The following is a 22,532-nucleotide window of genomic DNA, read 5'->3' as shown; positions in this document are numbered from 1 at the left end:
TGAGAACGTGAACCTTCTGTTAAGGGGGCGCGATTTTCGTGCGCTGTGACGCAGGAGGCATTGACTGTAGCGGAAAGTGTCGGACAGAGTGCTCAGCGTACTGGGGTGGACATGTGACCGGGGAGGGCTTCCGGTGCTGGAGGGGTGGCGTTCGCGCGCGCGTTTTCGCAGGCTGATCAAGGAATTGGCGCTGCCTGCCGTCTGTTCGATGGAAGAGTTGATCGAGTGCATCTCCGCGCGCCGGAAACGTCCGCTGCGCGTGCTCCCCTTTCCGGGGGTGGCGAATTCGGCCCGTCCGCACGGGCTCTGGGTGGAAGCCGCGGACACCGACTACGTTTTCGTCGAGCCGCGTACCAGCGAACTGCACCGAAAGCACATCATCCTGCACGAGATCGGCCACATCCTCGCGCACGGTGGAGCGGAACCCGCTGATCACTCGGAGCGGCGGGCTGCGCAATTTCGGCGGATGGTCCCGGACCTCGACCCGGGAACGGTGTCCCGGTTGCTGGCCCGCTCGCACGGCGGGCACGGTGCCGCGGCCGAGCGGGAGGCGGAGGAGATCGCGGTGCTGCTGGGCAGCCGAATTCTGCCGACTCCGGTGCGGGTGGGCGGAATCGAGGAGGCGTTCGGGTTCGCGGTGACCCCGTGGCCGCCGCTGCGGTGAGCTCGATGATGGAGTTCGCGGGCATCGGGGCGCTCTGGCTCGCGGTCCTGTTCCGCGCACCGCAGGCGGTGCGGCAGCGCCGGACCCGGGTGTTCTGGCTCGTCGGAGCCGGGCTCGCGACGACGATGACGCTGCACACCGACGCTTCCTGCACGTGGTTGCGCGAGTCCGCGCTGAGCGCGCAGGCGGTGCACGTGCTGCGCAATTCGATCGCGGTGACGAGTTCCTGCCTGGTGCTCCACGGCTTCTCGGCTTTCCTTCAGGTGCGTGGCGCTCGGAGGTCGCTGCTGTGGGCCGGTGGGGCCGTGGTGGTCTCGCTGCTGGTCCGCTCCGATCTGTCCGCGGTCGGTTTCGCAGGTTCGCCGGTGCCGGTCGCGGTGCTGGACAGCTACTGGTCGGGTTTTCTGCTGCTGCACGTCGTCGCGCACGCGGTGGCGTGCGGGTTGTGCGTGCGTGCGGGCGTGCGCGGGGGATCGGGTGGGGCGCGGTTCGGTCTGCTCGCGTACGGGGCGGGTTTCTTCCTGTCGGTTCTCGTGCTCTGCCCGCTGGCGGCGTTCGCGGCCTCGACGGGGGAGTCGTCGCCGCTGTCGGTCGCGCCCTTCGTCACCGGGGTGCAGGCCGGGTGCTTCGCGGTGGGGGTATCCGCCCCGCTGTGGGCCGAGGTGCGCGGGTCCTCGGCCAAGCGCCGGGTTCTGCGGCGCCTGCTGCCGTTGTGGGCGGAGATCACCGCCGGGGTGCCCGAGGTCCGGCGTGTTCCGGTCGCTGCTGCGGGGCGGGAGGTGTTCCGGTCGCGTGCCGCCGTGGAGCTGGCGTGCTACCGGCTCGTGATCGAGATCCGGGATGCGGTGCTGCTGTTGAGCGGGCACTGCTCGGCCGAACTGGTCGAGCGGGCGCGCGCGCACGTGGTGTCGACGGGGGTGCCGCCGAGCCGGGTGGCGGCGGCGGTGCTGGCCTGCTGGCTGCGGGCGGCGGAGGACGTCCGGGCGCAGGGCGCCGTGGCGGCCGGGAGTTCGGCGCCGCTGCCCGGTGGGGCTGATCTGGATTCGGAGATCCGCTTCCTGCTGATGGTCGCCGAGGAGTACGAGGCGGCGCCGGCGCTCGACTTCCGCCGCGCGGAGCGTTCGCAGCCCGCGGGTCGCTGAGCAGCGCCCGGTAACCGGCCCGTCCCGGGACCAGGGAAAACAGGCAACCTCCCGTTTTCATCCATTTCAGTTGACGACGTTCATCCGCTCTGATTAGCATTAGGCTGCGCGACGTAAGCTGATATGGATGATCTGGGGCATCGGCTTCGCTCGCGCAACTGGGGAGTTCGGTCGACCGAACTGATCGTCGGCAGCGCAGCCGACCTGATCCGGCGAGGGCACGACCCCGCCCGGATCCACCCATCCACGAATTCGGGAGCGCACCTCTGCGCGCCGGGACCGCGCGTCCTGGCGCCGGAACCACCACTGGGAGGACTCTGTGATGTCCGCGAACTCCGGAGGCACCGCGAAGATCGGCACCGACTGGCGGGTCCGCGCCCGGCAACCGGTCGGCTACGACGTCCGCGTGCTCAACGGGCTGCTGTCGCCGTCGAACTCGGCGCTCGCCGACGCGTGCGGAACCGCGCCCGGCAGGTCACCGCGCTGCCTGCTGATCGTCGACGACTCCGTCGACGTCCTCCACGGCGACCGGCTCCGCGCCTACTTCGAGGCGTGGTCGATCGACGTGGAGTGGCACGTCGTCCCCGGCGGAGAGCAGTCCAAGAACCTCGACCAAGTCGTCGCCATCACCGAGGCGATGACCGGGATGGGCATCCTGCGGCGCTCGGAGAAGGTCGTCGCGGTCGGTGGCGGAGCCGTCCTCGACGTCGCCGGCATGGCCGCGGGACTGTACCGGCGCGGCGTTCCCTACGTCCGCGTGCCCACCACGCTCATCGGCCAGGTCGACGCCGGGATCGGCGTCAAGACCGGCATCAACCACGGCACGCACAAGAACCGGCTCGGCAGCTACTACGCGCCCGAAGTGGCGCTGATCGACCCGGAATTCCTGCGTACGGTGCCGAAACGGCACATCGCGAACGGGATCGCCGAGATCGTGAAGATGGCGTTGATCAAGGACGCGGCTCTGTTCGACCTGCTGGAGCTCGCCGTGCACGACCTGGACGCGGCCGCGTTCGCCGACGGCGAGCCGGGCGGCCCGGCGATGGAGATCATGTCGCGGGCGATCGGCGGCATGCTCGACGAGCTGGAACCGAATCTGTGGGAAGAGGTGCTGGAGCGCTCGGTCGACTACGGGCACACCTTCAGCCCCTCGCTGGAACTGCGAGCCGACCCGCCGCTGCTGCACGGCGAAGCCGTCGCGGTGGACATGGCCGTGTGCGTGGCGCTCGCGCACAACCGGGGGATGCTCGGCACCGCGGACGCAGCCCGGGCGATCGGGCTGCTGCAGGCCGCAGGCCTGCCCGTGACCGACCCGGTGTTCACCACCGACCTGCTCGTCGAAGCGTTGCGCGACGCGGTGAAGCACCGGGACGGCGAGCAGCGGATTCCGCTGACCGACCGCATCGGCTCCGCGACCTTCGTGCACGACATCACCCGCGAGGAGCTCGACGAGGCGCTCCGATTCGTGCACGAGCGGGCCGAATCGGACGCGGCTCTGGTGCGTGCGGCGCGATGAACCCGATCACCGTGATCGACGTCGGCGGCACCCGGCTGCGTGCCGCCGACTGGACGCCGGAGCACGGGCTGGCCGAGATCACCGAGACCGCCTCGCCCAGCATCAGCAGGGATCCCGACGCCGACGTCGCGCAGCTGCGGGCCGAACTCGTGCGGGACCTGTGCGCCGCGGTGCCGGCAGGCCGCGTCGCCGGGATCTCCTTCGGCGCCGCGCTGGACCACCGGACCGGCACCGTGCACGCCTCGGCACCGCTGTGGGGATCCTGCGCGGAGCCGTTCGACCTGCTGGGCGAGCTGCGGTCCGCGCGCCCGGACGTGCGCTGGCACGTCGTCAACGACGTCACCGCCGCATTGCTGCACGCCATCACCGCGCCCAGGTACGCGGACGACCGCAAGGTGCTGCTCGCGACGATCAGCACCGGCATCGCCTGCCGCACCGTGGACCGCCGCCGCGGCGAGATCCCGGTCGACGAGTGCGGTCTGCAGGGCGAGATCGGGCACCTGCCGGTCGCCGCGTCGTGGCGCGGCGAACAACTGCACCTGCCCTGCGATTGCGGAGTCGACGACCACCTCTCGGCGTTCGCCGCAGGGCCCGGGATCCGCCGGGTCGCGGAGGAGATCCGGCGCCGCGATCCCGTCGGATGGCGGAACTCGGAACTGGGGCGCGTCGAGGATGGCACCGCGTTCGAGGACGCGTTCCGCGCCGCGCTGGACCACGGCGACCGGCTCGCCACCGCATTGCTGGCCACCGTCACAGCACCGGTCGCCGACCTGCTGCGCACCGCCGTGTGCCTGGACCCGGAACTGGACCACCTGGTGCTGACCGGTGGCGTCGTCGCCGGGCTGGGCGAGCACTACCGCGGCGCGGTGCTGGCACACCTGGAACGCGCCGGGACCTACCTGACCGGGGACCGCGTCCCCGGCTGGGCGGCGCGGCGGCTCGTCGTCGACGACGCGAGTACCTCCGGCGGGCTCGTCGGAGCGGGACTCGCGGCGCGGGAGGGCAGATGACCCGGATGCACCGAGCCGTGGTGCGCGACGGCACCGGCATCGCGGTCCGACACCGGCCGACCCGGCCGCCCGGTCCGGGAGAACTGCTGCTGGGCACCGAAGTAGCAGGCCTGTGCGGCACCGACGTCCAGATGCTGCGCGGGATGCGGGACGACCCGGCCGAGGTGATCGGCCACGAAGGCATCGCGACCGTGGTGGCGGCCGGGCCCGGCGTCGCACCGGAGCTCGCCGCGGGCACCAAGGTCGTGGTGAACCCGACGCACCCCACCGATCCCGCGTTCCTGCTGGGACACAACGTGGGCGGACTGCTGCAGGAGCGGACCTGGATACCGGCATCGGCCGTCGACGCCGGCCTGGTGCTGCCGCTGACCGCGGTGCCGGAACCCGACCTGGCGGCGCTGCTGGAACCGCTCGCGGTGGTGCGCTACGCGCTCTCGGCGCTGCGCCGGTTCCGCCCGCGCACCCTCGTCGTCTTCGGCGCCGGGACGGTCGGCAGGCTCGCGGTGCGCGCCGCGAGCCGATGGCTGGCCGAGGCCGAGCGGCGCGTCTTGGTGCGCCGCACCGCCGACGAACTGCCGCCGGAGCCGGTGCACGCGGTGTTGGAACCCGGCGCCGACTTGGCGGCGGAAATGGCGCCGGGGGCCGTCGCCGTGCTCATCGCCACCCCGCGGGACGCGACCGTCGGCTGCCTGGAGGCGGCGATCGCGGCGGCAGCGGACCATGAGCTCGCAGTGGACCTGGTGGGCGGCCTGCCACCGGCGGCGGGCACGCCGATGCTGCCCGGTGCCGACCTCGTCGCGCTCCGCGCCGCCAACCGAGCGGGAACACCCGACCCGCCCGAACACGCCGGGCTCAGCACCACCACCGGCGACCGCGTGCACCTGTTCGGGCACCGCGGGGTCGGCAACGACCACCTGCGGATCGCCGCCGACGAATTGGTGCGCGCCCCGGAGCGCTACCGCGACCTGGTCACGCACGGCACCGACCTCCACGGAGCGGCGCGGATCATGCGCGAGCTCGCGACCGGCCGCGGCCGCGACATCGACGGCCGCCGGCTGGTGAAGCTCGCCGTGCGGATCTCCGCTCCGCGGCCCCGACACCACGAGGAGAACTGATGGCAGACATTTCCGGACCGGTCCGCGCGCTCGTGGTCGGCGGCTCCACGGGCATCGGTCGCGGCATCGCCGACGCCTGGGCGAAAGCGGGCGCCGACGTCGTCGTCGCGAGCCGCAGCGAGCCCGATGACGCCGCGCTGGGCTGGGCGCCGCTGGACTTCACCGAACCCGACCAGGCCCGACAGGCCCTCGCCGAGGTCGCGAACGCGGGCCCGCTGCACGCGGTGTGCTTCTCCGCAGTGCACTACGGGACGAAGCGGGCGCTGTTCCGCGACGTCACCGAACAGGAATGGCGCCGCCAGGTGGACGTGAACCTGCACGGCCTGTGGCTGACGCTGGCGGCCACGCTGCCCGCATTGCGGGAAGCAGGCCCCGGACTGCTGCTCGGCGTCTCCTCCGAAGTGGTCTACAACGCGGGACCGGGCCGGTCCGGCTACGCCGCGACCAAGGCGGCGGGCACCGGCCTGCTCCACTCGCTGGCCCAGGAGGAGGACGCCGCGCGGCTGCGGATCGTGCAGGTGCTGCCCGCCGGCATGGTCGACACCCCGGGCATCCGCCGCCGGCGGCCGGAGGACTTCGACTACAGCGACTACATGCGCCCGGCCGGGTTCGGCCCGGTCGCCACCGAATTGCTGCGCACCCGCGGCGGCGAGCACCACGGCGACAGCCTGGTCGTCGACGCCGACGGCCGCTGGCGTTCGGTGCGCGAGCAGCCGCCGGAGTCGCAGAGCCGCGGGCTGGGTTCGTGAACCGGCCGCTGATCGGGCTCACCGGCTGGCGCGTCGACGCCGACGGCGCGGACGTGCTCACCCTCGCGGCAGAGCTCGGCGTGGACGGGGTGCAGCTCGACCTCGGCGGTCCGGGACGCGGCGCACCGCTCGACGGACCGGGGCGCATCCGGCGGATCCGGGAGACCTCGGCCGCCACCGGAGTCCGCGTGCTGGGGGTAGCGGTGAACCTGATGAACGACATCGGGCTCACCGTCGCCGACCCGGCGGTGGTGCGCGGCACCCTGACCCGCGCCTTGGACGCGGCGCGGGAACTGGAGGCACCGCTGGTGTTCGTGCCGAGCTTCCGGCGCAGCGCGATCACCGGCCCCGCAACGTTGTCGGCGACCGCCGAGGTGCTGCGCTGGGCGAGTGCCGAAGCCGCCGCTCGCGGCCTGCTGCTGGCCAACGAGAACGTCCTCGACGGTCCCGCGGCCGAACGGCTGCTCGACCAGGTCGGCGCGGACTCCTTCCGGCTGCTCCTTGACACGGCCAACCCGCACCAGGCGGGCGTGGACGTCGCGGCGTTGGTCGCGGCGCTCGGCGACCGGTTCGCCGACCAGATCCACGTCAAGGACGGTGGCGACACCGAGGCCGCCCTCGCCGCGGTCCGCGCGCACGGCGGGCACGTGCACGCCCTGGTGCTGGAGAACGACCACCGCGACGGCGACCGGGAACGGCTGCGCGTCGACCTGGCGCGGCTGCGCGGACACGCCGACACCCTGACCCGACGACCGAGCGAGGCCCGGCCATGACCGAAGATGTGCTGCTCACCGCCGAAGCGCTGCTGTTCGACATGGACGGCACCCTGGTCGACTCGACCACCGTCGTCGAACGGACCTGGCACCGCTTCGCCCGCCGCCACGGGCTCGACGGCGCCGAGATCCTCGCCGACGCGCACGGCAGGAGGACCGGGGAGACCGTGGCGCGGCACCTGCCGACCGGCGGCGACGTGGCCGCGGAGACCGCCCGGCTCGTCGCGGAGGAAGTGGCCGACGTCGACGGGATCGTGCAGATTCCCGGGGCCGCCGAGCTCCTGGCGAGCCTGCCCGCGGGGCGGTGGGCCGTGGTCACCTCGGCCGGCCGCGAACTGGCGCGGCGGCGCATGGCGGCGGCCGGGCTGCGGCTGCCCGACGTGGTCGTCAGCGCCGAAGACGTCCGACAAGGAAAACCGGACCCGGAGGGGTATTCGCTCGCCGCCCGGCACCTGGGGGTGCCACCGGAAGCGGCGATCGTGTTCGAGGACGCCGAGGCAGGCCTGCTCTCGGCACTGGCGAGCGGGGCGCGGGCGGTCGTCGTCGGCGCCCACGGAGGGCGGGTCGCCGCAGATCTGCCGCGCGTCGCCGACCTCGACGCGGTCACCGCATCCAGCGACGGCGAACGCCTGCGGGTCCGACTCGCAGAAACGAGGACCGCACGACCATGACGCAGACCTGGGGGATCACCGAGCGGGCCCGCACCTCGCGGTTACCGTCCTTGACGAGCATGCGGTTCATCTCCGCGCTGCTCGTGTTCTTGTTCCACGCTTCCTGCACGACGCCGCCGTGGACGTTCTTCGGCGACCCGGCGCAGGCGAGCGCGTTCAGCACCGTCGCCGCCGACGCGGGCCGCATCGGTGTCGCGTTCTTCTTCATCCTCAGCGGATTCGTGCTCACCTGGTCCAGCGACTCCGTGGGGGACGTGCTGGACTTCTGGCGGCGCAGGTTGGTGAAGGTGTTCCCGAACCACCTGGTGACCTGGGCGCTGGCGCTGGTGCTGTTCGGCGGCGGCACCGCGGCGGCCGGGACGGTGCTCGCCAACCTGTTCCTGCTGCACCCGTGGGTGCCGGACTACGACACGTTCCTCAGCGTGAACGTGCCGAGCTGGTCGCTGGGTTGCGAGCTGCTGTTCTACCTGGCGTTCCCGGTGCTGTTCCCGCTGATCAAGCGGATTCCCGCGGCTCGGCTGTGGGCGACCGCGATCGGGCTGATCGCGGCGGTGTTCGCGGTGGCGTTCGTGGCGCAGTTCCTGGTGCCCACCGAACCGGGGTTGCCGGAGGCGAACTCGCCGGGCTCGGTGTGGCAGTTCTGGTTGGTGTACTTCCTGCCGCCGGTGCGCGCGCTGGACTTCGCGCTCGGCATCGTGCTGGCCAGGATCGTGCTGAGCGGGCGCTGGATCGGGCTCGGGTTCGGGACCGCGGCGCTGCTCACTGCCGGCGGGTACGTACTGGCGTCCTTCGTGCCGTGGGTGTTCCACCTGAACGCGGTCACGATCATCCCGTTGGCGCTGCTCATCCCGGCGGCCGCGTGCGCCGACGTCCGAGGCGGCCGCTCGCCGCTGCGCGGGCGGTTCGCGGTGTGGCTGGGCGAGATCTCGTTCGCGTTCTACATGGTGCACGCGCTGGTGCTGAGCGGTACCCGGGAGCTGCTGGGACCGGACGCCTACTTCGGTTTCTGGGCCGCGAGCGGGGTGGTGCTCGCCGAACTCGTCGTCTCGGTGCTGGGTGCGTGGCTGCTGTACACCACCGTCGAACGGCCGATCATGCGGCGCTTCGGCCGTCGCCGCCCGCCCGCGGCGCCCGGGGCACCCGAGGGATCCGTCCCAGCCGAACCCGTTCCCGCCAAGTGAGGTGCGCATGTCCCATTCCACCGACATGACAGGCCGTGTTTCGCCCGATTCGCCCGAAGGCGCGTCGTCTGCGATGTCCGCACTGGTGCTGGAAGCTCCCGGGGTGGTGCGGGAGCGGCGCATTCCGGTGGCCCCGCCGAGCCGCGGGAACTGCCTGATCCGGATCAGCCGGATCGGCCTGTGCGGCACGGATCTGGGTTTCTACGACGGATCGAGCAATTACCTGCACGACGGGTTGAAGGCGTTCCCGTTCGTGTTCGGCCACGAGTGGAGCGGGCGGATCGTCGAAACCGGCTCCGGGGTCGTCGGATTCGAAGTCGGGCAGCGCGTTACCGGGCACAATTTCCGCCCCTGCGGGAACTGCCCCGCGTGCGGACGCGGCGACCTCAGGTACTGCCCGGCCCGCAGCGAGATCGGCGTGCTCGGCCGGGAGCAAGGCGCCGCGGCCGACTACCTCGAAGCCCCGGCGGGCACGCTGGTCCGGATCCCGGACTCGCTCGGCGACGACGTCGCCGCGCTGCTGGAACCCGCCTCGGCCGCGCTGCACGCGGTGCGGCGGCTGGCGGTGACCGATGCGGACCGGGTGGCGGTGCTGGGCGCCGGCACGCTCGGCGTCGTAGCGGCCCAGTTGTGCCGTGCGCTGGGCGCGCGGGTCGAGGTGTTCGACCCGCAGCCGGAGCCGCGGGAGCTCGCCGCGGAGCTCGGCTTCCCGGTCTCGGTTCCGGAGAACGCCGAAGCGGACCGCTACTCGGCCGTCATCGAGGCATCGGGTTCGGTGGCCGCGGCCAGGTCCGCGCCGGTGCTGTGCGCGCCGGGCGCCCGAATGGCGCAACTGGGCACTCCGCACCATTCGGTGGACGGATTCCCGATCGCCGCCCTGGTGATCAAGAACGTCACGGTGCACGCGGTCCTTTCCGGGATCGGGTGCTGGGAGGAGTTGATCACGTTCGTGGAAAGCGGCCTGATCCGGCTGGATCCCTTGGTAGATTCCGTTTTCTCCCGTTCGGAAGTCGGTGCCGCCTTCCAACGGCTTGCCAGCAGCGGTCGCCGACGCCCGAAGATCCTGATTCGGATGTCCTGACGGTGACCGGACGAGAAAGGAGAAGTGAACTCATCGTGAGTACAGTTTCGATCCCCGGCGCGGTGGTGCATTACACGACGCACGGCGCGGGGCCAGGACTCGTCCTGGTGCACGGGACCGGAGCCGATTCGGTCGCCAACTTCGGCCACCTGGTGGACCGGTTCACCGATCGGCACACCGTGATCACCCCGGACTACGCGGGCAGCGGCGGCACCGAGGACGACGGTGGTGCGATCACCCTCGACGCGTTGATCGAGCAGGTCGCCGCCGTCATCCGGGACAACGGTGGCGAGCCGGTGGACCTCGGCGGGTTCTCGCTGGGCGCCGTCGTCGCAGCGGGAGTGGCCGCCAAGCACCCCGAACTGGTGCACCGGCTGGTGCTCATCGCCGGCTGGCAGGACTCGACCGATCCGCGCCACCAGCTCACCTTCAAGCTGTGGCGTGACCTGGCGGAACTCGACGAGTCCTCCTACGCGCGGCTGATCACGCTGCTGCTGTTCACCCCGGGCTTCGTCAGCCGGATGGGCGTGGAGGCGCTGGCCGAGTTCGTCGCGGGCACCAAGTGCTCGGACGGCACCAACCGGCAGATCGACCTGGGGCTCGCCGTGGACATCAGCGACCTCACCCCGAAGATCCAGGCGCCCACGCTGGTCATCGGCTGCACCCACGACCAGCTGGTGCCCGTCGGGCACTCCCGGGAACTGCACGAGTCCATCGAAGGCAGCACCTACGCCGAGATCGACAGCGGGCACCTGGTCGTCATGGAACGGCCGGACGAGCTGGTCGACCTGGTCCGCGGATTCCTGCACCCCGAGAACTGACCGACGACCACCGCTCCGCGAGGTTCGCCCATGCCCATTCCCGTGTTCGCACTCATGCTCGGCGTGTTCTGCGTCGGCACCGCCGAGGTCGCGATCTCCGGACTGCTGCCGAACGTGGCGGCGGACCTGGCGGTCAGCGTGCCCTCGGCGGGTCTGCTGGTCACCGGATACGCCCTCGGCGTGACGGTGATCGGGCCCGCGGTGACACTGCTGACCACGAAGGTCCCGCGCAAGGCGCTGGTGCTCGTGCTGATGGCCGTGTTCACCGCGGGCAACGCCGCCGCGGTGGTCGCGCCGGACTACGGGGTGCTGATGGCGGCGCGGGTGTTCACCGCGATGAGCCACGGAACCTTCGTCGCGGTCGCGTTCTCACTGGCCGCTGCCATCTCCGCGCCGGACAAGCAGGGTTCGGCGATGGCCAAGATCGCGCTCGGGTTCAACCTGGCGAACGCGCTCGGCTCCCCGCTGGGCACGTTCGTCGGGCAGCGGTTCGGCTGGCGGTTCACCTTCGTCGCCATCGCGCTGGTGGCGGGGCTGACCATCGTGCTGATCGCGCTGTTCATGCGGCCGCCCGCGCAGCAGCAGGCGGCCACCGGGCGTGAACGGCTGCGGCAGGAGGTCGCGGCACTGCGCAGTCCGGTGCTGGCGGTGGCCGTGGTGGTCACGGTGCTCGCCCAAGGCGCGGTGTTCACCACTTCCACCTACCTGGTGCCGATCCTGCAGGAGGTCAGCGGGTTCGCGCCCGCGTCGATCTCGGTGCTGCTGGTGGTGTTCGGTGTCGGCTCGGTGGTCGGGAACTTCGCCGGTGGCAGGCTCGCCGACGGAGACGTGGGCCGGGCGGTGCTCGCCGTGCTGGCCGTGCTCACCGCGGTGTGCCTGGTGTTCTGGCTCTGCGGTCCGGTCCCGGCGTTGGCGGTGGCGGCGCTGTTCCTGTTCGGCGCTTCGGGCTTCTCCATCATCCCGAGCCTGCAGGCGCACATCCAGCGCATCGCGATCGCCGCTCCGACCCTCGCGTTGTCGGTGAACGTGTCCGCGTTCAACCTGGGCAACGGATTCGGCGCCTGGCTCGGCGGGCAGGTGCTCGACCTCGGCTGGGGGACCGGGGCGGTGCCGCTGACCTCGGCCGTGGTGTGCGGGCTCGCGCTGCTGCTGGCCGCCACCTCGCACTGGTGGCGGAACCGGTCATCGAGCGGCGGTGACCGGGTCGCGGTGGAATCCGCGGTGTGACCGGCGGCCGGGGTCGGCGGACCCCGGCCGCACCCGAGCGGAGGAGGTGACGGGTGGACCTGCAACTGGTGCTGCCCGCGGAATCGCCGGAGCTGCCGTTCACGGAGCTCGGCGATCTCGCGGTGGCGGCCGAGCGGCTCGGATACGGGGCGGTGTGGTTGCCGGACCACCTGCTGCCGCCGTCCCGTTACGCACCCGGCAGCTACGGCGGGATCTACGATCCGCTGGTCGCGCTGGCCGCCATCGCGGTGCGCACCCGGACGATCCGGTTGGGCACCTCGGTGCTGGTGCTGCCGATGCGCAGCCCGTTCGCCGTCGCCAAGCAGGCCGCCACACTGGAGCGGATCTCCGGCGGCCGCTTCACCCTCGGCGTCGGCATCGGCTGGGACCGGGCGGAATTCGCCGCGGTGGGCGCCGATTTCGCCGACCGCGGGGCGCGCGCCGACGAGGCCATCGACCTGATCCGGCATCTGCTCGGCGGGTCCGGCCCGTTCCACGGCACGCACTTCCACTACGACGCCGGGGTTTTCGAACCGAAGCCCGGCACACCGGTGCCGATCGTGGTGGGTGGTTCGGGGGAGCGGGCGCTGCGCCGCGCGGCCCGCTCGGGCGACGGGTGGCAGCCCATCGCCCCGGAGCCCGCCGAGTTCGCCGCGCGCGTCACGTGGTTGCGGGCGAACGCGGCGCGGCCGATCCAGGTCTCGGTGCGGACGTCCTGGCTCGGCGGCGGCGCGGAGCTGGCGGCCGTCGTGGACGACCTGCACGCCTATGCCGCGGCCGGGGCCGATTCGGTCGCGGTGTGGCTGGGTTCCGACGACGGGGTGCGCGACCGGATGGCGCGGTTCATCGCCGCCGCCGGATGAGCACCGGAGCGGTCAGCTCCCGGTCTCCGGCCGCTTCGCCCCGCCCGCCAGGTCCTTCACCAGCGCGGTGACCGCATCCAGTCCTTCCCAGTCGAGCAGCGGGGCGTAGGTGCAGATCTCCCGGATGCGGCTGTTGCGCATGGCCAGGACCAGTTCGTACTGCGCCACGATCTCCCGGGTCGCCTCGTTGTCGGTGAAGAAGGCGACGGGAACCCGGAAGAACTCGGCGAGCGCCTGGAGGTGGTGCAGGGTCGGGTTGTCCCGCTGGCCGCGGCAGAGCTGGTGCAGGTAGCCGTGCGAGATGGATTTCCCGGTGCTCGTGCTGATCTCCGCTGCGAGGCGTTCGAAGGTCGGCCACTGCGCCTGCTGCCCGGGAGCGGCGTTCTGCTGGGCGTACACGTCGATCAGGTACACGAGTTTGTCGGCGAGCGTCCGCGGCGACTGCTCCATCGAGCCGGGTTCCGGGTTCATCGCACCTCCACGGCGGGACCGCCGGCCGTCACGCTCCGTCGTGGCCGACCGGTCCGATCCGGTTCGCCCGCATTCCGGTCCACCGCGAGTGCGTTTCGGCGGGGTCCGGGGGTCCGCGCACCCGTTTTCGGAGGTGTGCGGCCGACTTGCGCGGAAGAGTACCACGGGCCGGGTTCGGTTCCGGTGATCCTCTTCGTGGTCCGATCCGGGGCGTTCCGGGCACCCCGGGCCGAATTCGCTGCGTGATCGTGCGAAGTCGTTGCGTGCTCGGTCAGACGTCCCACGGGGTGCCGTACTTCGCGGTGAGTTCGTGGATCTCGGTGGGTTCGAGCAGGCGCGGGTGGTGCTGGCCGAGGCCGAGCAGCAGGGCCGCGACCTCCTCGATCTCCACCGCCGCGTCCACCGCCGCCGCCAGCGAGGTGCCCGCGGTGATCGGGCCGTGGTTCTGCAGCAGCGCGGCCCGGAACTCGAAGTCCAGCGCCGCCAGCGCACCGGCCTGCGCCGGATCGCCCGGCGCGGCGTACGGGACGAGCGGGGCCTGGCCGACGCGCATCACGAAGTACGGGGTCAGCGGCGGGATCGCGCTGCGCTCGGACCATGGCTGCAGGCAGGACACCGCGGACGCGTGCCGGGAGTGCAGGTGCACCACCGCGGTGGTGGCCGGGTCGCGGCGGTAGAAGGCGCCGTGCAGCGGGAATTCCTTCGACGGCCGCGGCCCGCCGAGGTGCTCGCCGTCGAGGGACAGCTCGGCGAGCGCCGCCGGGTCGAGGTCGCCGAGGTCCGCGCCGGTCGGCGTGATCAGCATCCGGTCGCCCTCCCGGATGCTCAGGTTGCCGGAGGAACCGGGGCTCAGGCCCAGCGCGGCGAGCTTCGCGCCCGCGGCGGCCAGTTCGGTGCGGGCCTCGTTCATGACAGCACGTCCCATGCGGTGGTGAAGATGTCGATCCCGCCGAAGTTGCCCGATTTCAACGCGACGTCCACCGGTCGACGCTCACCGTCCACATCGGATTCGGTGCGGCACCAGGGAACTCCCGGCGCGATCTGCGCTCCCACGTGCAGGGTGGTGGCGCCGAGCGCGAGCACCACCGCGCCGGAGGTCTCACCGCCCGCGACGAGCAGCCGCCGCGCGCCGTGCGCGACGAGCTCGGCGGCGCAGCGCGCCAGCGCCCGCTCCAGCAGCGCTCCGGCGGGTTCGGCGTCGTCCTCCCGCGCCGCTTCGACCTCGTCGCCGACGCCGACCGCGTAGAGCAGCGGCGGCAGCGCGGGATCACCGGCCCAGCAGGAGCGGACGAACTCGACGAGCTCGGCGGTGGTGCCGTCGAAGTCCGCGCGCAGCGCCGCGAGGTCCAGCTTCCGGTGCGGCAGCCGGGTTTTCGCGTGCGTGACCTGGGACCGGGTCGCGGCCGATGCGCTGCCCGCCAGCACCACCGCCGGGCCCGCCCCGGCCGATCCCGCGCGGGCCCGCCCCGGGTGCGGACCGGTGAGCCCGAGCGCGAGGCCCGCGCCGCCGGTGAGCACCGGCGCGTCCGCGGTGGCCGCCGCGATCACCGCGAGGTCCTCGTCGGTGGCGGCGTCGACCACCACCAGGTCCGCGCCGAACTCGGCCAGCCGCGCGCGGACCGCGTCGGCTCCGGCACGCACCACGTCGTGCCCGACCAGCTGCACCGGCCTGCGGGTCTGCGGGGCCAGCAGCCGCAGCAGGTTCGAGTCCCGCATCGGGGTCAGCGGGTGGTCCCGCATCGGGCTCTCCGCCAGCGGCTGGTCGCCGACGAACAGGTGCCCGCGGTGCACGGTGCGGCCGGTCGCCGGGAACGACGGCACCACCACCGCGCCGGGCGCGCCGAGCTCGTCGAGCACCGCGTCCACCACCGGCCCGATGTTGCCCTCGGGTGTGGAGTCGAACGTGGAGCAGTGCTTGAGGTAGATCCGCTCGCAGCCCGCCGCGCGCAGCGAGCGCAGCGCGGCCAGCGAGTCCCGCACGGCCTCGTCCACCGGCGCGGTGCGGGACTTCAGCGCCACCACCACCGCGTCCAGCTCGGCGAGCGGTTCCGCGGGTGCCGCGGTGCCGATCACCACGGCGGTGCGGAAGCCGCGGGAGACGAGCATCGTCGCGAGGTCGGTCGCCCCGGTGAAGTCGTCGGCGATCGCGCCGAGCAGCGGCATGCGTCCTCCCTGGCAGGTGGTCCGCGGTGCGCGCGGACGGGGGTTCGAAGGCGTGGCCGGGGGTCGCCCGGATCGGGGGTCGCGGACGAACCGCAACGCGGCCGTGAAAATATGTTAGCACGCTTGACTCTTGTGTGAATCAGTGAATATCTTCTGTGAAACAGTGTGCTGCCGGTCCCACCTGATCGGCCGTCGCGCCGCACGGCCCCCGAGCTATCGCGACGCGAGACTCAACGAGGAGACTCATGAACGAGCAGCCCCGCCCACCGGGCGCCGGCGACCGGCCCGTCGGGTACGCGCTCTCCGGCGCGGCGGGCGGTTTCGCGCGCACCCTGCTGGCGCAGACCAGGCTGATCCCCGCGCTCGAACCCGCCGTGCTCTGCGACGTCGACGTCCCGCGGCTGCGCGCGCTGTGCGTCGAACTCGGCTACCCCGAGGCACGCCTGCGCACCTGCACCGACGCCGCGGAGACCGCCGCCGCCACCGCGGCCGGGGACATCGCCCTCGTCGCCGACCACGAGCTGATCGCCGCGGGCGGCTGGGACGTCCTCGTCGAAGCCACCGGCAGCCCCGCCCACGGCTACGCGATGGCGCGCACCGCGCTCGAACTCGGCAGGCACGTCGCGATGGTCAGCAAGGAGGTCGACTCCGTCGCCGGGCTGCACCTGGCCCGGATCGCCGCCGCCAACGACGTCGCCTACCTGCCCGCCGAAGGCGACCAGCCCGGCAACCTGCTCAAGCTGCTGGAGCGGGCGCGGCTGCTCGGCATGGACGTCGTCGCCATCGGCAAGTCCACCGAGTACGACCTCGTCTACGACCCGGAACGCGGGACCGTCACCCAGCTCGACCGCACCGTCGACGCCCCGGCGCTCGGCGCGCTGCTCGACCTCGGTACCGACGTGCGCGCCACCCTCGCCGCCCGCGCCGACGCGGTCGCGGCGCTCCCCACCGGAGCCACCGCCGACTACTGCGAGATGGCCGTCGTCGCCAACGGCACCGGATTCCGGCCCGACGTGGAACTGCTGCACTACCCGGTCGCGCGGATCGCCGAGCTCGCCGACGTCTACGCGCTGCGCGAGGACGGCGGGGTGCTGCGCGAACCCGGCGCCGTGGACGTGTTCAGCGCGCTGCGGCTGCCCGGCGAGGCCTCCTTCGCCGGCGGCGAATTCGTGGTGCTGCGCACCAACGACGCCGAGACCTGGCGGCTGCTCGCCGAGAAGGGCCACGTCGTCAGTCGCGACGGCCGCTACGCCGTGCTCTACCTGCCCTTCCACCTGATGGGCGTGGAGACCCCGGCGACGCTGCTCGACCTCGTCGCCCGCGGCCGCGACGCGCTCACCCGCGAACCCCGCAGGCACGCCGTGCTCGCCGGGCGCGCGAAGCAGGACATCGGCGCGGGCACCGTGCTCGACATGGGCGGGCACCACCACGACGTCACCGGCGTGCAGGCCGTGCTGCTGCGCGGCGACGAGGCCCCCGCCGACGTCGCGCCGCTGTACCTCGCCGCGCACACCGCGCTGCGCCGCGACGTTCGCGCCGGCGACCTGATCACCCTGTCCGACCTGGAGAACCCGGACGCCGCCCTCGTCGAGGCCTGGCAGCAGGGCGAGGAGACCAGATGAGCACCGACTTGACCCCGCTGCTGCTCGCGGCGGGCGCGATCGTGGTGCTGATCCTGCTCATCACCAAGATGAAGCTGCACCCGTTCCTCGCGCTCATGATCGCCGCGCTCGGCCTCGGCTTCGCCAACGGCATCGCACCCGGCGAGACCGCCGAGCACTTCCAGACCGGCTTCGGCGACGCGCTCAGCGACACCGGGCCCGTCATCGGCCTCGGCACCATCCTCGGCGGCATCCTGCTCGGCTCCGGTGGCGCCGACCGCATCGCCACCGCGTTCATCGGCGCCCGGCCGGTCAAGTGGATCCCCACCGCCATCGCCACCGCCGCGCTGCTCATCGGCATGCCGCACCTGTTCGACGTCAGCTTCGTGATGCTGGTGCCGCTGGTGTACGCCGTCGCCAAGCGCACCGGCTCGCACCTGCTGTTCGTCGGGCTGCCGATGGCCGCGGGGCTCTACGTCTCGCACGGGTTGCTGCCCCCGCACCCGGCGCCGACGCTCGCGGTCGCCGCCTACGACGCCAGCACCGGGCTCACCATCCTCTACGGGCTGATCATCGCGATCCCGGTGATGATCCTGTGCGGACCGGTGCTGACGCCGCTGCTGTCCCGCTGGTTCGGGCCCCCGCCGGACCTGGACAAGTCCCCGGTGCCCGACCCCGGCCCCGCCGCGGACGAGCAGCGCCGGCCGGTGTCGCTGGTGCTCGCGCTGATCACCGTGCTGCTGCCCGCCGGGCTGATGCTCATCGGCACCCTCGGTCTCACCGTCGTCGAGCCGGGCGGCTGGGCGCACGTCGTGTTCGAGGCCTGCGACACCCCGGTGCTGTCGCTGCTCGTCGCCGTCGTGTTCGCGTTCTTCGCGCTCGGCGTGCGATCCGGGTTCGGGCTCGGGAAGTTGCAGAAGATGGCGGCGAAGGGGCTCGGCCCGGTCGGCGCGATCATCCTCATCCTGGGTGCGGGCGGCGGGCTCAAGGAGATGCTGTCCGCCACCGAGGTCGACAAGCTGATCACCCAGTACGCCGTGCACTGGGCGGTGCCGCCGCTGCTGCTGGCCTGGCTCACCGCCGCGCTGCTGCGGGTCTGCCTCGGCTCCGCGACCGTCGCCACCGCGGCGGCCACCGGCATCGTCGCACCGCTCGTCGCCGCCTATCCCGAGCTGTCGCCGGAACTGCTGGTGCTCGCCACCGCGTCCGGGGCCGTGATGCTCTCGCACGTCAACGACTCCGGGTTCTGGTTGTTCAAGGAGTACTTCCAGCTCAGCGTCGCGCAGACCTTCCGCAGCTGGACGCTGATGCTGTCCGTGCAGTCGGTGCTGAGCCTCGGCGGCGTGCTGCTGCTGAGCGCGGTGGTGGGGTGATCGACATGGGTGTTCGGCTCGGCGCGGAACGCGGTGCGCCACCCGTTCCGGCGTGCTGCGACGGTGGTTCCTGCTGCGCGGCGGTGTCGGAGGACGGTGGAATCCTCTCGCTGCGGGACGCGTTCCTGCTGCACGACCCGGAACCGGACCGCCGTGCCCGGCGGTCCGGCCGGTTCCGCCGGGTGCGGGCGCTGCTGCGCCGCTGAGCCGGGGGAATCCGCCGCCCGCGGGGACCTCGGACGCGGGTGGTGGCGAGAATGGACGTCGCCGGTGGTGGTGCCGGTGCGATCGGGATCCAGGACGGGAGCAGGGCATGGACGCGTCGGGCACCCCGCCGCTCATTCCGGACCAGCGGCGGGAACAACTCGTCAAGCACCTGCGGCGTGAAGGGGTGCTCAGCGTCCAGCAGATCACCCAGCTGTTCGGCATCTCGCACATGACGGTGCGCCGCGACCTCGCCGAGCTCGAACGCCGCGGACTCGTGTTCTCCGTGCCCGGCGGCGCCCGCATCGCCAGCCAGCTGCGCGCCGAACCGACCTACCAGGACAAGTCCGTCACCGAACAGCCCGAGAAGCAGGCGATGGCGCGGGAAGCCGCCCGGCACGTGCGCGACGGCATGACCGTCTACCTCGACGCGGGCACCACCATGCTCACCATGATCCCGCTGCTGGTGGAGCACGCGGAGCTCACCGTCGTCACCAACGACTTCACCGCCGTGGAGCGGCTGCTGCCCGCCACCCACCTGGACGTGATCCACCTCGGCGGGCTCGTCGAACCCGCGAACCGCTCCACCGTCGGACGGCTCGCCGCCGCCACGCTGCGCCAGCTCGCGCTGGACATCGCGTTCGTCAGCGCCAGCTCCTGGGACCTGCTGCGCGGCGTCACCACGCCCTCCGAGCGCAAGGTGGAGGTCAAGCACGCCGCGATGGCCGCGGCCTCCACGTCCCTGCTGGTCGCCGGGTCGTCGAAGTACGGGACGTTCGGCCGCTACCGGGTCGCCCCGCTCACCGCCTTCGACGAGGTCGTCACCGACGCGGCGCTCGCCGACGCGGCGGCGGAGGGGATCCGGGCGGACGGCACCGCGCTGCGGTTGGTGGCGTCGGAGTGAGCGGTGAGCCTTCCCGAACCCCTGTCGAACGGATTCCCGTGCAGCGCAGGTGATTCCGGATCTGCGGGAGAAGGTCCGAGTCCACTCCGGACTGATGTCGACGCGCGGCCGGGCCCGTGCGAGCGGATCGCCGCGCTCGGCGGGAACCGCCCCCGGGCGCCTGCCATGGCGTCCGGGGACGGTTCGGTGCTCACTTCACGGCGGCCAGCTTGCAAGCGTGCCCCGCGTGAGCGTTGCTGACCTGGATCTTGACCAGGTTGCTCATGCAGATGAGCCGGGCGAAGGTGGTGCCGGACGCACCCTGCTTGCAGGCCGCTCGGACCTTCGGCCCCACCAGATATCCGCGGGCCTGCAGGTAGGTCGTGCAGTCCGACGTGGTCGCCTGTGCGGGTGCGGCGACCGCCAGCGACAGCGTTCCTGCCGCGACCGCGGTGACGAGCCCCGCGGCGACGCGACGCATGGTGTTGCTCATGAGTTACCCCCTGATTTTTCACTTCCCCAGTGGCGGATCTCCCGCCGCGAAGCCGTTTTCGGCTCTGCACCAGATCTTGCCCAGGTTTTCCCGGAAATATCGGAAAACCGCGCGAACCACCTGAAAAGAGCAAAACGGTCAACTCGACTGCGGCGTACGAGTGATCCCGAACGGCGGCGCCCGAGCCCGCCGCGCGGTGCCCGCGGGCACCTTTCCCGAGGTCGGTGCCCCGGTCCGGTTCGCCACTGATGCGGCCGACCCGGGTGAACGCCCGCCCTGGGGTGGCCGTCATGTGCCGGTGGCCGCCGGAGTGGCTCCCGGGCGCTCAGCGGCCGCGGCTGGACGCATCGCCCCCTCTCCTGGTCGGCGAACCGGTCTCCACCGAGTCCCGGCCGGATGGATGTGCCGATCACCGACGTGGAAAGGGCGTGGAGTGCATGGCGAATCCACAGGTGATCACGAGCGGTCCGGAGTCGGCGGCGTTCCTGGAAGGTCTCGCCGATCGAGTGGAGCGCGGAGCGCCGAGCGGTTCCTGAGATCTCTGGAACGCCTTGCGCCCCAACGGATTCCAGGCAGGGAAGGCGGAATCGGGGCAGCGCGGCGATGTCGAGTGCTGCGGAGTTTCCCGCGAGATCGTGGTGGCGGTGACGCAACGCGGAGAGTTCCGCTCGCCCGACCTGTTGATCAGCGTCCCGGTTGGACCGCGCTCGCCACGGCGCTGGGTGTCATCGGGTGCGCACGTCGCCGGATGGGCCGTGAACTCCCTGCGCGCCACTGGCCGGGCGGGGCGGTGCGGGTGCCGTGCTGCGGGAGGTCCGCGCGCCCTCCTGCGGAGTTCCCCTGATGCCGCAACGAAAATCCGGCCGGTCGAGTGCCTCGACCGGCCGGACTGGTGCGGTTCCTTCAGTGCTCGTCGTAGTGATCCCCGTGCGCGGCGTGCCGGTGCCCGTCGTGCAGGTAGTCCGTGTGGTCCCCGTGCGGGAGGGCGACGTGCCCGCACCCGGTGCCGTGCACGTGCGAGTGGTCGTCGTGCGCGACGTGCTCGCTCTGCTCGCACTCGTCGTAGTGGTCGTCGTGGGCCCGGTGCAGGTGTCCGTCGTGCACGTAGTCGGTGTGGTCGCCGTGCGGAACGGCGACGTGCCCGCAATCCGGTCCGTGCGCGTGCTGGTGGTCGGTGTGCTGGGCGTGGGCGGTGGTCATGGAAACCTCGCAACTGCGTTTCGTTCGGACACGACCGCCGGATGGAGCAATCCTCCGGCTGCACGTCACATTAGTGGCTGCGCATGTGTCGGCAACTCGGCGAGCGCGATGCGGCCCCGACGGGTCGTCCGCCGGGGCCGCATCGCCGTTCGAGGTGGGGTCAGGCCTGCACGCCGCTGAGCTCGTTGGGCGCGGCGGGCAGTCGCCCGGTCGCGGTCTTCTCGCCGGTGGCGAGGTCGATCGCGTGGATCACCTTCTCACCCGGGTCGGTGACGTAGGCGGTGCCGCCGCGGACGAACAGCGCCGGTCGCGGCTGCTGCCACTCCAGCGGTTCCTGCCAGGAACCGGTGACCGGGATGGTCCGCACCACGCGCCCCGCGACCGGGTCGACGACGCGGAGACCGCCGTCGGTGCCGAGCACCAGCGCTTCGCCCCGCGGGCCGCGGGCCAGCGACCGGAAGGTGTAGCTGGTGCCGAGGTCGACCAGCTTCAGCGAGCCGGTGGCGGTGTCGATGAGCGACACCTGCTCGGGGCGTTCCAGCTCGGCGTCCTCGTCCTGCTTGTAGTCGCCGAGGACCACGGGGGAGTGCTCGGAACCGGCCTGGTTGCCGATGCGGCCGTACTCGGTGGGGCTGTGGACCTTCGTGATCTTCCCGTCCCGGTAGAGCACCGCGCCGTCCTCGCAGCCGACGACGACGGCACCGCCCTGCGCGGTCGCCTCGCCGTGCACGCCGGGGCAGTCCTCGTTGCGGGCGATCTCCTTCCGGTCCGCGTCGAGCACGACGATGCCGACCCGCTCGTCCTCGTCACCGAGGGTGGTGAGCAGCTCGCCGCCCTCCAGTTCGACGGCGACGCCGTGGTGCGGTTCGGCGGTGGTGTGGTGCTCGGTGGCGGGTTTCCCGTCGCCGAGCTGCGCCGGGTCGAAGGAGGTGACCTCGCCGGTGCCGTCGCTGAACAGCACGGTGCGGCCGGCGTGGCGCACGACGTGGCCGGGCTTCGCGCCGGGGAACTTCACGTCGGTCAGCTCGGGGTGCGCGGCGTCGAGCAGCTGGAAGCCCTCGGCGGTCGAGACCACCACGTGTTCGGCGTCGCCCGCGGGGTTGAGGCGGTTGAACCCGGGCAGCGGGAGGTCGGCGGCGACCTGGAGGGTGCGGCCGTCGAGCACCCAGATCCCGCCGTCGTAGCTCACCACGACCGGTTCCGGCACCGGCGGGCCCGCCGGTGGTTCCGCCGCGGGTTCCGGTGCGGCGCAGGCGCCGAGGACGAGCGCTGCGGCCGCGACGCTCGCGATCTTGCTGGAGGAGGGCATGATCGGTCCTTTTCTCTGGTGC

General features: G+C 72.2%; 23 protein-coding genes. 17 read left to right on the top strand and 6 right to left on the bottom strand.

Features of this window, described 5'->3' with window-relative positions; all coding sequences use genetic code 11:
- The first annotated feature begins 133 nt into the window (after window positions 1-133).
- The 13 genes from AC29IT_RS18750 to AC29IT_RS18690 all read left to right on the top strand — a co-directional run bounded on the left by AC29IT_RS18750 (window position 134) and on the right by AC29IT_RS18690 (window position 12,813).
- Window positions 134-664 (top strand): hypothetical protein, encoded by a 531-nt coding sequence (locus AC29IT_RS18750; protein WP_488219619.1) that lies wholly within the window; start codon window positions 134-136, stop codon window positions 662-664.
- Window positions 646-1,806, top strand: coding sequence for an MAB_1171c family putative transporter (locus tag AC29IT_RS18745; RefSeq protein ID WP_488219618.1), 1,161 nt, complete (start codon window positions 646-648; stop codon window positions 1,804-1,806). The genes AC29IT_RS18750 and AC29IT_RS18745 overlap by 19 nt, the downstream gene beginning before the upstream one ends.
- Window positions 1,807-2,128: 322 nt before the next feature.
- Window positions 2,129-3,322 carry a sedoheptulose 7-phosphate cyclase gene (locus AC29IT_RS18740; RefSeq protein WP_358439409.1) on the top strand — a complete coding sequence of 398 codons (1,194 nt, stop codon included), beginning with the start codon at window positions 2,129-2,131 and terminating at the stop codon, window positions 3,320-3,322.
- Entirely contained in the window at window positions 3,319-4,332 is a 1,014-nt protein-coding gene (locus tag AC29IT_RS18735) for an ROK family protein (RefSeq protein WP_488219617.1), read from the top strand. Before AC29IT_RS18740 ends, AC29IT_RS18735 begins: the two co-directional genes overlap by 4 nt.
- The gene (locus AC29IT_RS18730) at window positions 4,329-5,447 is read left to right on the top strand and encodes an alcohol dehydrogenase catalytic domain-containing protein (RefSeq protein ID WP_488219616.1); all 1,119 of its coding nucleotides are present in this window, start codon (window positions 4,329-4,331) and stop codon (window positions 5,445-5,447) included. The genes AC29IT_RS18735 and AC29IT_RS18730 overlap by 4 nt, the downstream gene beginning before the upstream one ends.
- Window positions 5,447-6,196 (top strand): SDR family NAD(P)-dependent oxidoreductase, encoded by a 750-nt coding sequence (locus tag AC29IT_RS18725; protein WP_488219615.1) that lies wholly within the window; start codon window positions 5,447-5,449, stop codon window positions 6,194-6,196. The genes AC29IT_RS18730 and AC29IT_RS18725 overlap by 1 nt, the downstream gene beginning before the upstream one ends.
- Complete coding sequence (locus tag AC29IT_RS18720; RefSeq protein ID WP_358439398.1) at window positions 6,193-6,969, top strand: sugar phosphate isomerase/epimerase family protein; 777 nt, start codon at window positions 6,193-6,195, stop codon at window positions 6,967-6,969. The genes AC29IT_RS18725 and AC29IT_RS18720 overlap by 4 nt, the downstream gene beginning before the upstream one ends.
- On the top strand, window positions 6,966-7,640 hold the full coding sequence (locus AC29IT_RS18715) for an HAD-IA family hydrolase (protein ID WP_488219614.1): 675 nt from the start codon (window positions 6,966-6,968) through the stop codon (window positions 7,638-7,640). The genes AC29IT_RS18720 and AC29IT_RS18715 overlap by 4 nt, the downstream gene beginning before the upstream one ends.
- Window positions 7,637-8,821 (top strand): acyltransferase family protein, encoded by a 1,185-nt coding sequence (locus AC29IT_RS18710; RefSeq protein WP_488219613.1) that lies wholly within the window; start codon window positions 7,637-7,639, stop codon window positions 8,819-8,821. Before AC29IT_RS18715 ends, AC29IT_RS18710 begins: the two co-directional genes overlap by 4 nt.
- A 73-nt stretch (window positions 8,822-8,894) precedes the next feature.
- Window positions 8,895-9,902, top strand: coding sequence for a zinc-dependent alcohol dehydrogenase (locus tag AC29IT_RS18705; RefSeq protein ID WP_488219612.1), 1,008 nt, complete (start codon window positions 8,895-8,897; stop codon window positions 9,900-9,902).
- A 35-nt stretch (window positions 9,903-9,937) separates the two neighbouring features.
- Window positions 9,938-10,723, top strand: a complete 786-nt coding sequence (locus AC29IT_RS18700; RefSeq protein ID WP_358439386.1) for an alpha/beta fold hydrolase — start codon at window positions 9,938-9,940, stop codon at window positions 10,721-10,723.
- Window positions 10,724-10,753: 30 nt separating this feature from the next.
- Window positions 10,754-11,950 (top strand): MFS transporter, encoded by a 1,197-nt coding sequence (locus tag AC29IT_RS18695; RefSeq protein ID WP_358439383.1) that lies wholly within the window; start codon window positions 10,754-10,756, stop codon window positions 11,948-11,950.
- A 53-nt stretch (window positions 11,951-12,003) separates the two neighbouring features.
- Window positions 12,004-12,813 carry a TIGR03619 family F420-dependent LLM class oxidoreductase gene (locus AC29IT_RS18690; RefSeq protein WP_358439380.1) on the top strand — a complete coding sequence of 270 codons (810 nt, stop codon included), beginning with the start codon at window positions 12,004-12,006 and terminating at the stop codon, window positions 12,811-12,813.
- Between the two features lie 12 nt (window positions 12,814-12,825).
- On the opposite strand, the gene AC29IT_RS18685 is transcribed toward AC29IT_RS18690, so the two are convergent.
- The 3 genes from AC29IT_RS18685 to otnK all read right to left on the bottom strand — a co-directional run bounded on the left by AC29IT_RS18685 (window position 12,826) and on the right by otnK (window position 15,447).
- Window positions 12,826-13,284, bottom strand: coding sequence for a helix-turn-helix transcriptional regulator (locus tag AC29IT_RS18685; RefSeq protein ID WP_358439378.1), 459 nt, complete (start codon window positions 13,282-13,284; stop codon window positions 12,826-12,828).
- 271 nt (window positions 13,285-13,555) lie between these two features.
- Entirely contained in the window at window positions 13,556-14,194 is a 639-nt protein-coding gene (locus tag AC29IT_RS18680) for a class II aldolase/adducin family protein (RefSeq protein WP_358439375.1), read from the bottom strand.
- Entirely contained in the window at window positions 14,191-15,447 is a 1,257-nt protein-coding gene (otnK, locus tag AC29IT_RS18675) for a 3-oxo-tetronate kinase (protein WP_488219611.1), read from the bottom strand. Before otnK ends, AC29IT_RS18680 begins: the two co-directional genes overlap by 4 nt.
- A 245-nt stretch (window positions 15,448-15,692) precedes the next feature.
- Here otnK and AC29IT_RS18670 point away from each other — a divergent pair, with 245 nt between their 5' ends.
- The 4 genes from AC29IT_RS18670 to AC29IT_RS18655 all read left to right on the top strand — a co-directional run bounded on the left by AC29IT_RS18670 (window position 15,693) and on the right by AC29IT_RS18655 (window position 19,529).
- Entirely contained in the window at window positions 15,693-17,069 is a 1,377-nt protein-coding gene (locus tag AC29IT_RS18670) for a homoserine dehydrogenase (RefSeq protein WP_488219610.1), read from the top strand.
- Window positions 17,066-18,421, top strand: coding sequence for a GntT/GntP/DsdX family permease (locus AC29IT_RS18665; protein WP_358439366.1), 1,356 nt, complete (start codon window positions 17,066-17,068; stop codon window positions 18,419-18,421). The genes AC29IT_RS18670 and AC29IT_RS18665 overlap by 4 nt, the downstream gene beginning before the upstream one ends.
- Window positions 18,422-18,426: 5 nt before the next feature.
- On the top strand, window positions 18,427-18,627 hold the full coding sequence (locus AC29IT_RS18660) for a hypothetical protein (RefSeq protein WP_358439364.1): 201 nt from the start codon (window positions 18,427-18,429) through the stop codon (window positions 18,625-18,627).
- 107 nt (window positions 18,628-18,734) lie between these two features.
- Complete coding sequence (locus AC29IT_RS18655) at window positions 18,735-19,529, top strand: DeoR/GlpR family DNA-binding transcription regulator (protein ID WP_358439361.1); 795 nt, start codon at window positions 18,735-18,737, stop codon at window positions 19,527-19,529.
- A gap of 190 nt (window positions 19,530-19,719) precedes the next feature.
- On the opposite strand, the gene AC29IT_RS18650 is transcribed toward AC29IT_RS18655, so the two are convergent.
- The 3 genes from AC29IT_RS18650 to aztD form a co-directional block, all read right to left on the bottom strand.
- Window positions 19,720-20,001 carry a hypothetical protein gene (locus tag AC29IT_RS18650; protein WP_358439358.1) on the bottom strand — a complete coding sequence of 94 codons (282 nt, stop codon included), beginning with the start codon at window positions 19,999-20,001 and terminating at the stop codon, window positions 19,720-19,722.
- A 903-nt stretch (window positions 20,002-20,904) separates the two neighbouring features.
- Complete coding sequence (locus AC29IT_RS18645) at window positions 20,905-21,201, bottom strand: hypothetical protein (RefSeq protein ID WP_358439356.1); 297 nt, start codon at window positions 21,199-21,201, stop codon at window positions 20,905-20,907.
- Between the two features lie 160 nt (window positions 21,202-21,361).
- Window positions 21,362-22,510: a zinc metallochaperone AztD gene (gene aztD / locus AC29IT_RS18640; protein ID WP_488219609.1), complete on the bottom strand. Its 1,149-nt coding sequence runs from the start codon at window positions 22,508-22,510 to the stop codon at window positions 21,362-21,364.
- Between the last annotated feature and the right edge of the window lie 22 nt (window positions 22,511-22,532).

The organism is Saccharopolyspora sp. MMCC62, from assembly GCF_057736575.1.
Note: the sequence above shows the minus strand (reverse complement) of the source record. Positions and strands in the feature narration are given on the sequence as shown.

Bases quoted from the DNA above. Each gene is read 5' to 3' on its own strand.
- AC29IT_RS18740 (WP_358439409.1), top strand. From the start codon at position 2,129: ATGTCCGCGAACTCCGGAGGCACCGCGAAGATCGGCACCGACTGGCGG.
- AC29IT_RS18735 (WP_488219617.1), top strand. From the start codon at position 3,319: ATGAACCCGATCACCGTGATCGACGTCGGCGGCACCCGGCTGCGTGCC.
- AC29IT_RS18730 (WP_488219616.1), top strand. From the start codon at position 4,329: ATGACCCGGATGCACCGAGCCGTGGTGCGCGACGGCACCGGCATCGCG.
- AC29IT_RS18725 (WP_488219615.1), top strand. From the start codon at position 5,447: ATGGCAGACATTTCCGGACCGGTCCGCGCGCTCGTGGTCGGCGGCTCC.
- AC29IT_RS18715 (WP_488219614.1), top strand. From the start codon at position 6,966: ATGACCGAAGATGTGCTGCTCACCGCCGAAGCGCTGCTGTTCGACATG.
- AC29IT_RS18710 (WP_488219613.1), top strand. From the start codon at position 7,637: ATGACGCAGACCTGGGGGATCACCGAGCGGGCCCGCACCTCGCGGTTA.
- AC29IT_RS18705 (WP_488219612.1), top strand. From the start codon at position 8,895: ATGTCCGCACTGGTGCTGGAAGCTCCCGGGGTGGTGCGGGAGCGGCGC.
- AC29IT_RS18695 (WP_358439383.1), top strand. From the start codon at position 10,754: ATGCCCATTCCCGTGTTCGCACTCATGCTCGGCGTGTTCTGCGTCGGC.
- AC29IT_RS18685 (WP_358439378.1), bottom strand. From the start codon at position 13,284: ATGAACCCGGAACCCGGCTCGATGGAGCAGTCGCCGCGGACGCTCGCC.
- AC29IT_RS18680 (WP_358439375.1), bottom strand. From the start codon at position 14,194: ATGAACGAGGCCCGCACCGAACTGGCCGCCGCGGGCGCGAAGCTCGCC.
- otnK (WP_488219611.1), bottom strand. From the start codon at position 15,447: ATGCCGCTGCTCGGCGCGATCGCCGACGACTTCACCGGGGCGACCGAC.
- AC29IT_RS18670 (WP_488219610.1), top strand. From the start codon at position 15,693: ATGAACGAGCAGCCCCGCCCACCGGGCGCCGGCGACCGGCCCGTCGGG.
- AC29IT_RS18665 (WP_358439366.1), top strand. From the start codon at position 17,066: ATGAGCACCGACTTGACCCCGCTGCTGCTCGCGGCGGGCGCGATCGTG.
- AC29IT_RS18660 (WP_358439364.1), top strand. From the start codon at position 18,427: ATGGGTGTTCGGCTCGGCGCGGAACGCGGTGCGCCACCCGTTCCGGCG.
- AC29IT_RS18655 (WP_358439361.1), top strand. From the start codon at position 18,735: ATGGACGCGTCGGGCACCCCGCCGCTCATTCCGGACCAGCGGCGGGAA.
- AC29IT_RS18650 (WP_358439358.1), bottom strand. From the start codon at position 20,001: ATGAGCAACACCATGCGTCGCGTCGCCGCGGGGCTCGTCACCGCGGTC.
- AC29IT_RS18645 (WP_358439356.1), bottom strand. From the start codon at position 21,201: ATGACCACCGCCCACGCCCAGCACACCGACCACCAGCACGCGCACGGA.
- aztD (WP_488219609.1), bottom strand. From the start codon at position 22,510: ATGCCCTCCTCCAGCAAGATCGCGAGCGTCGCGGCCGCAGCGCTCGTC.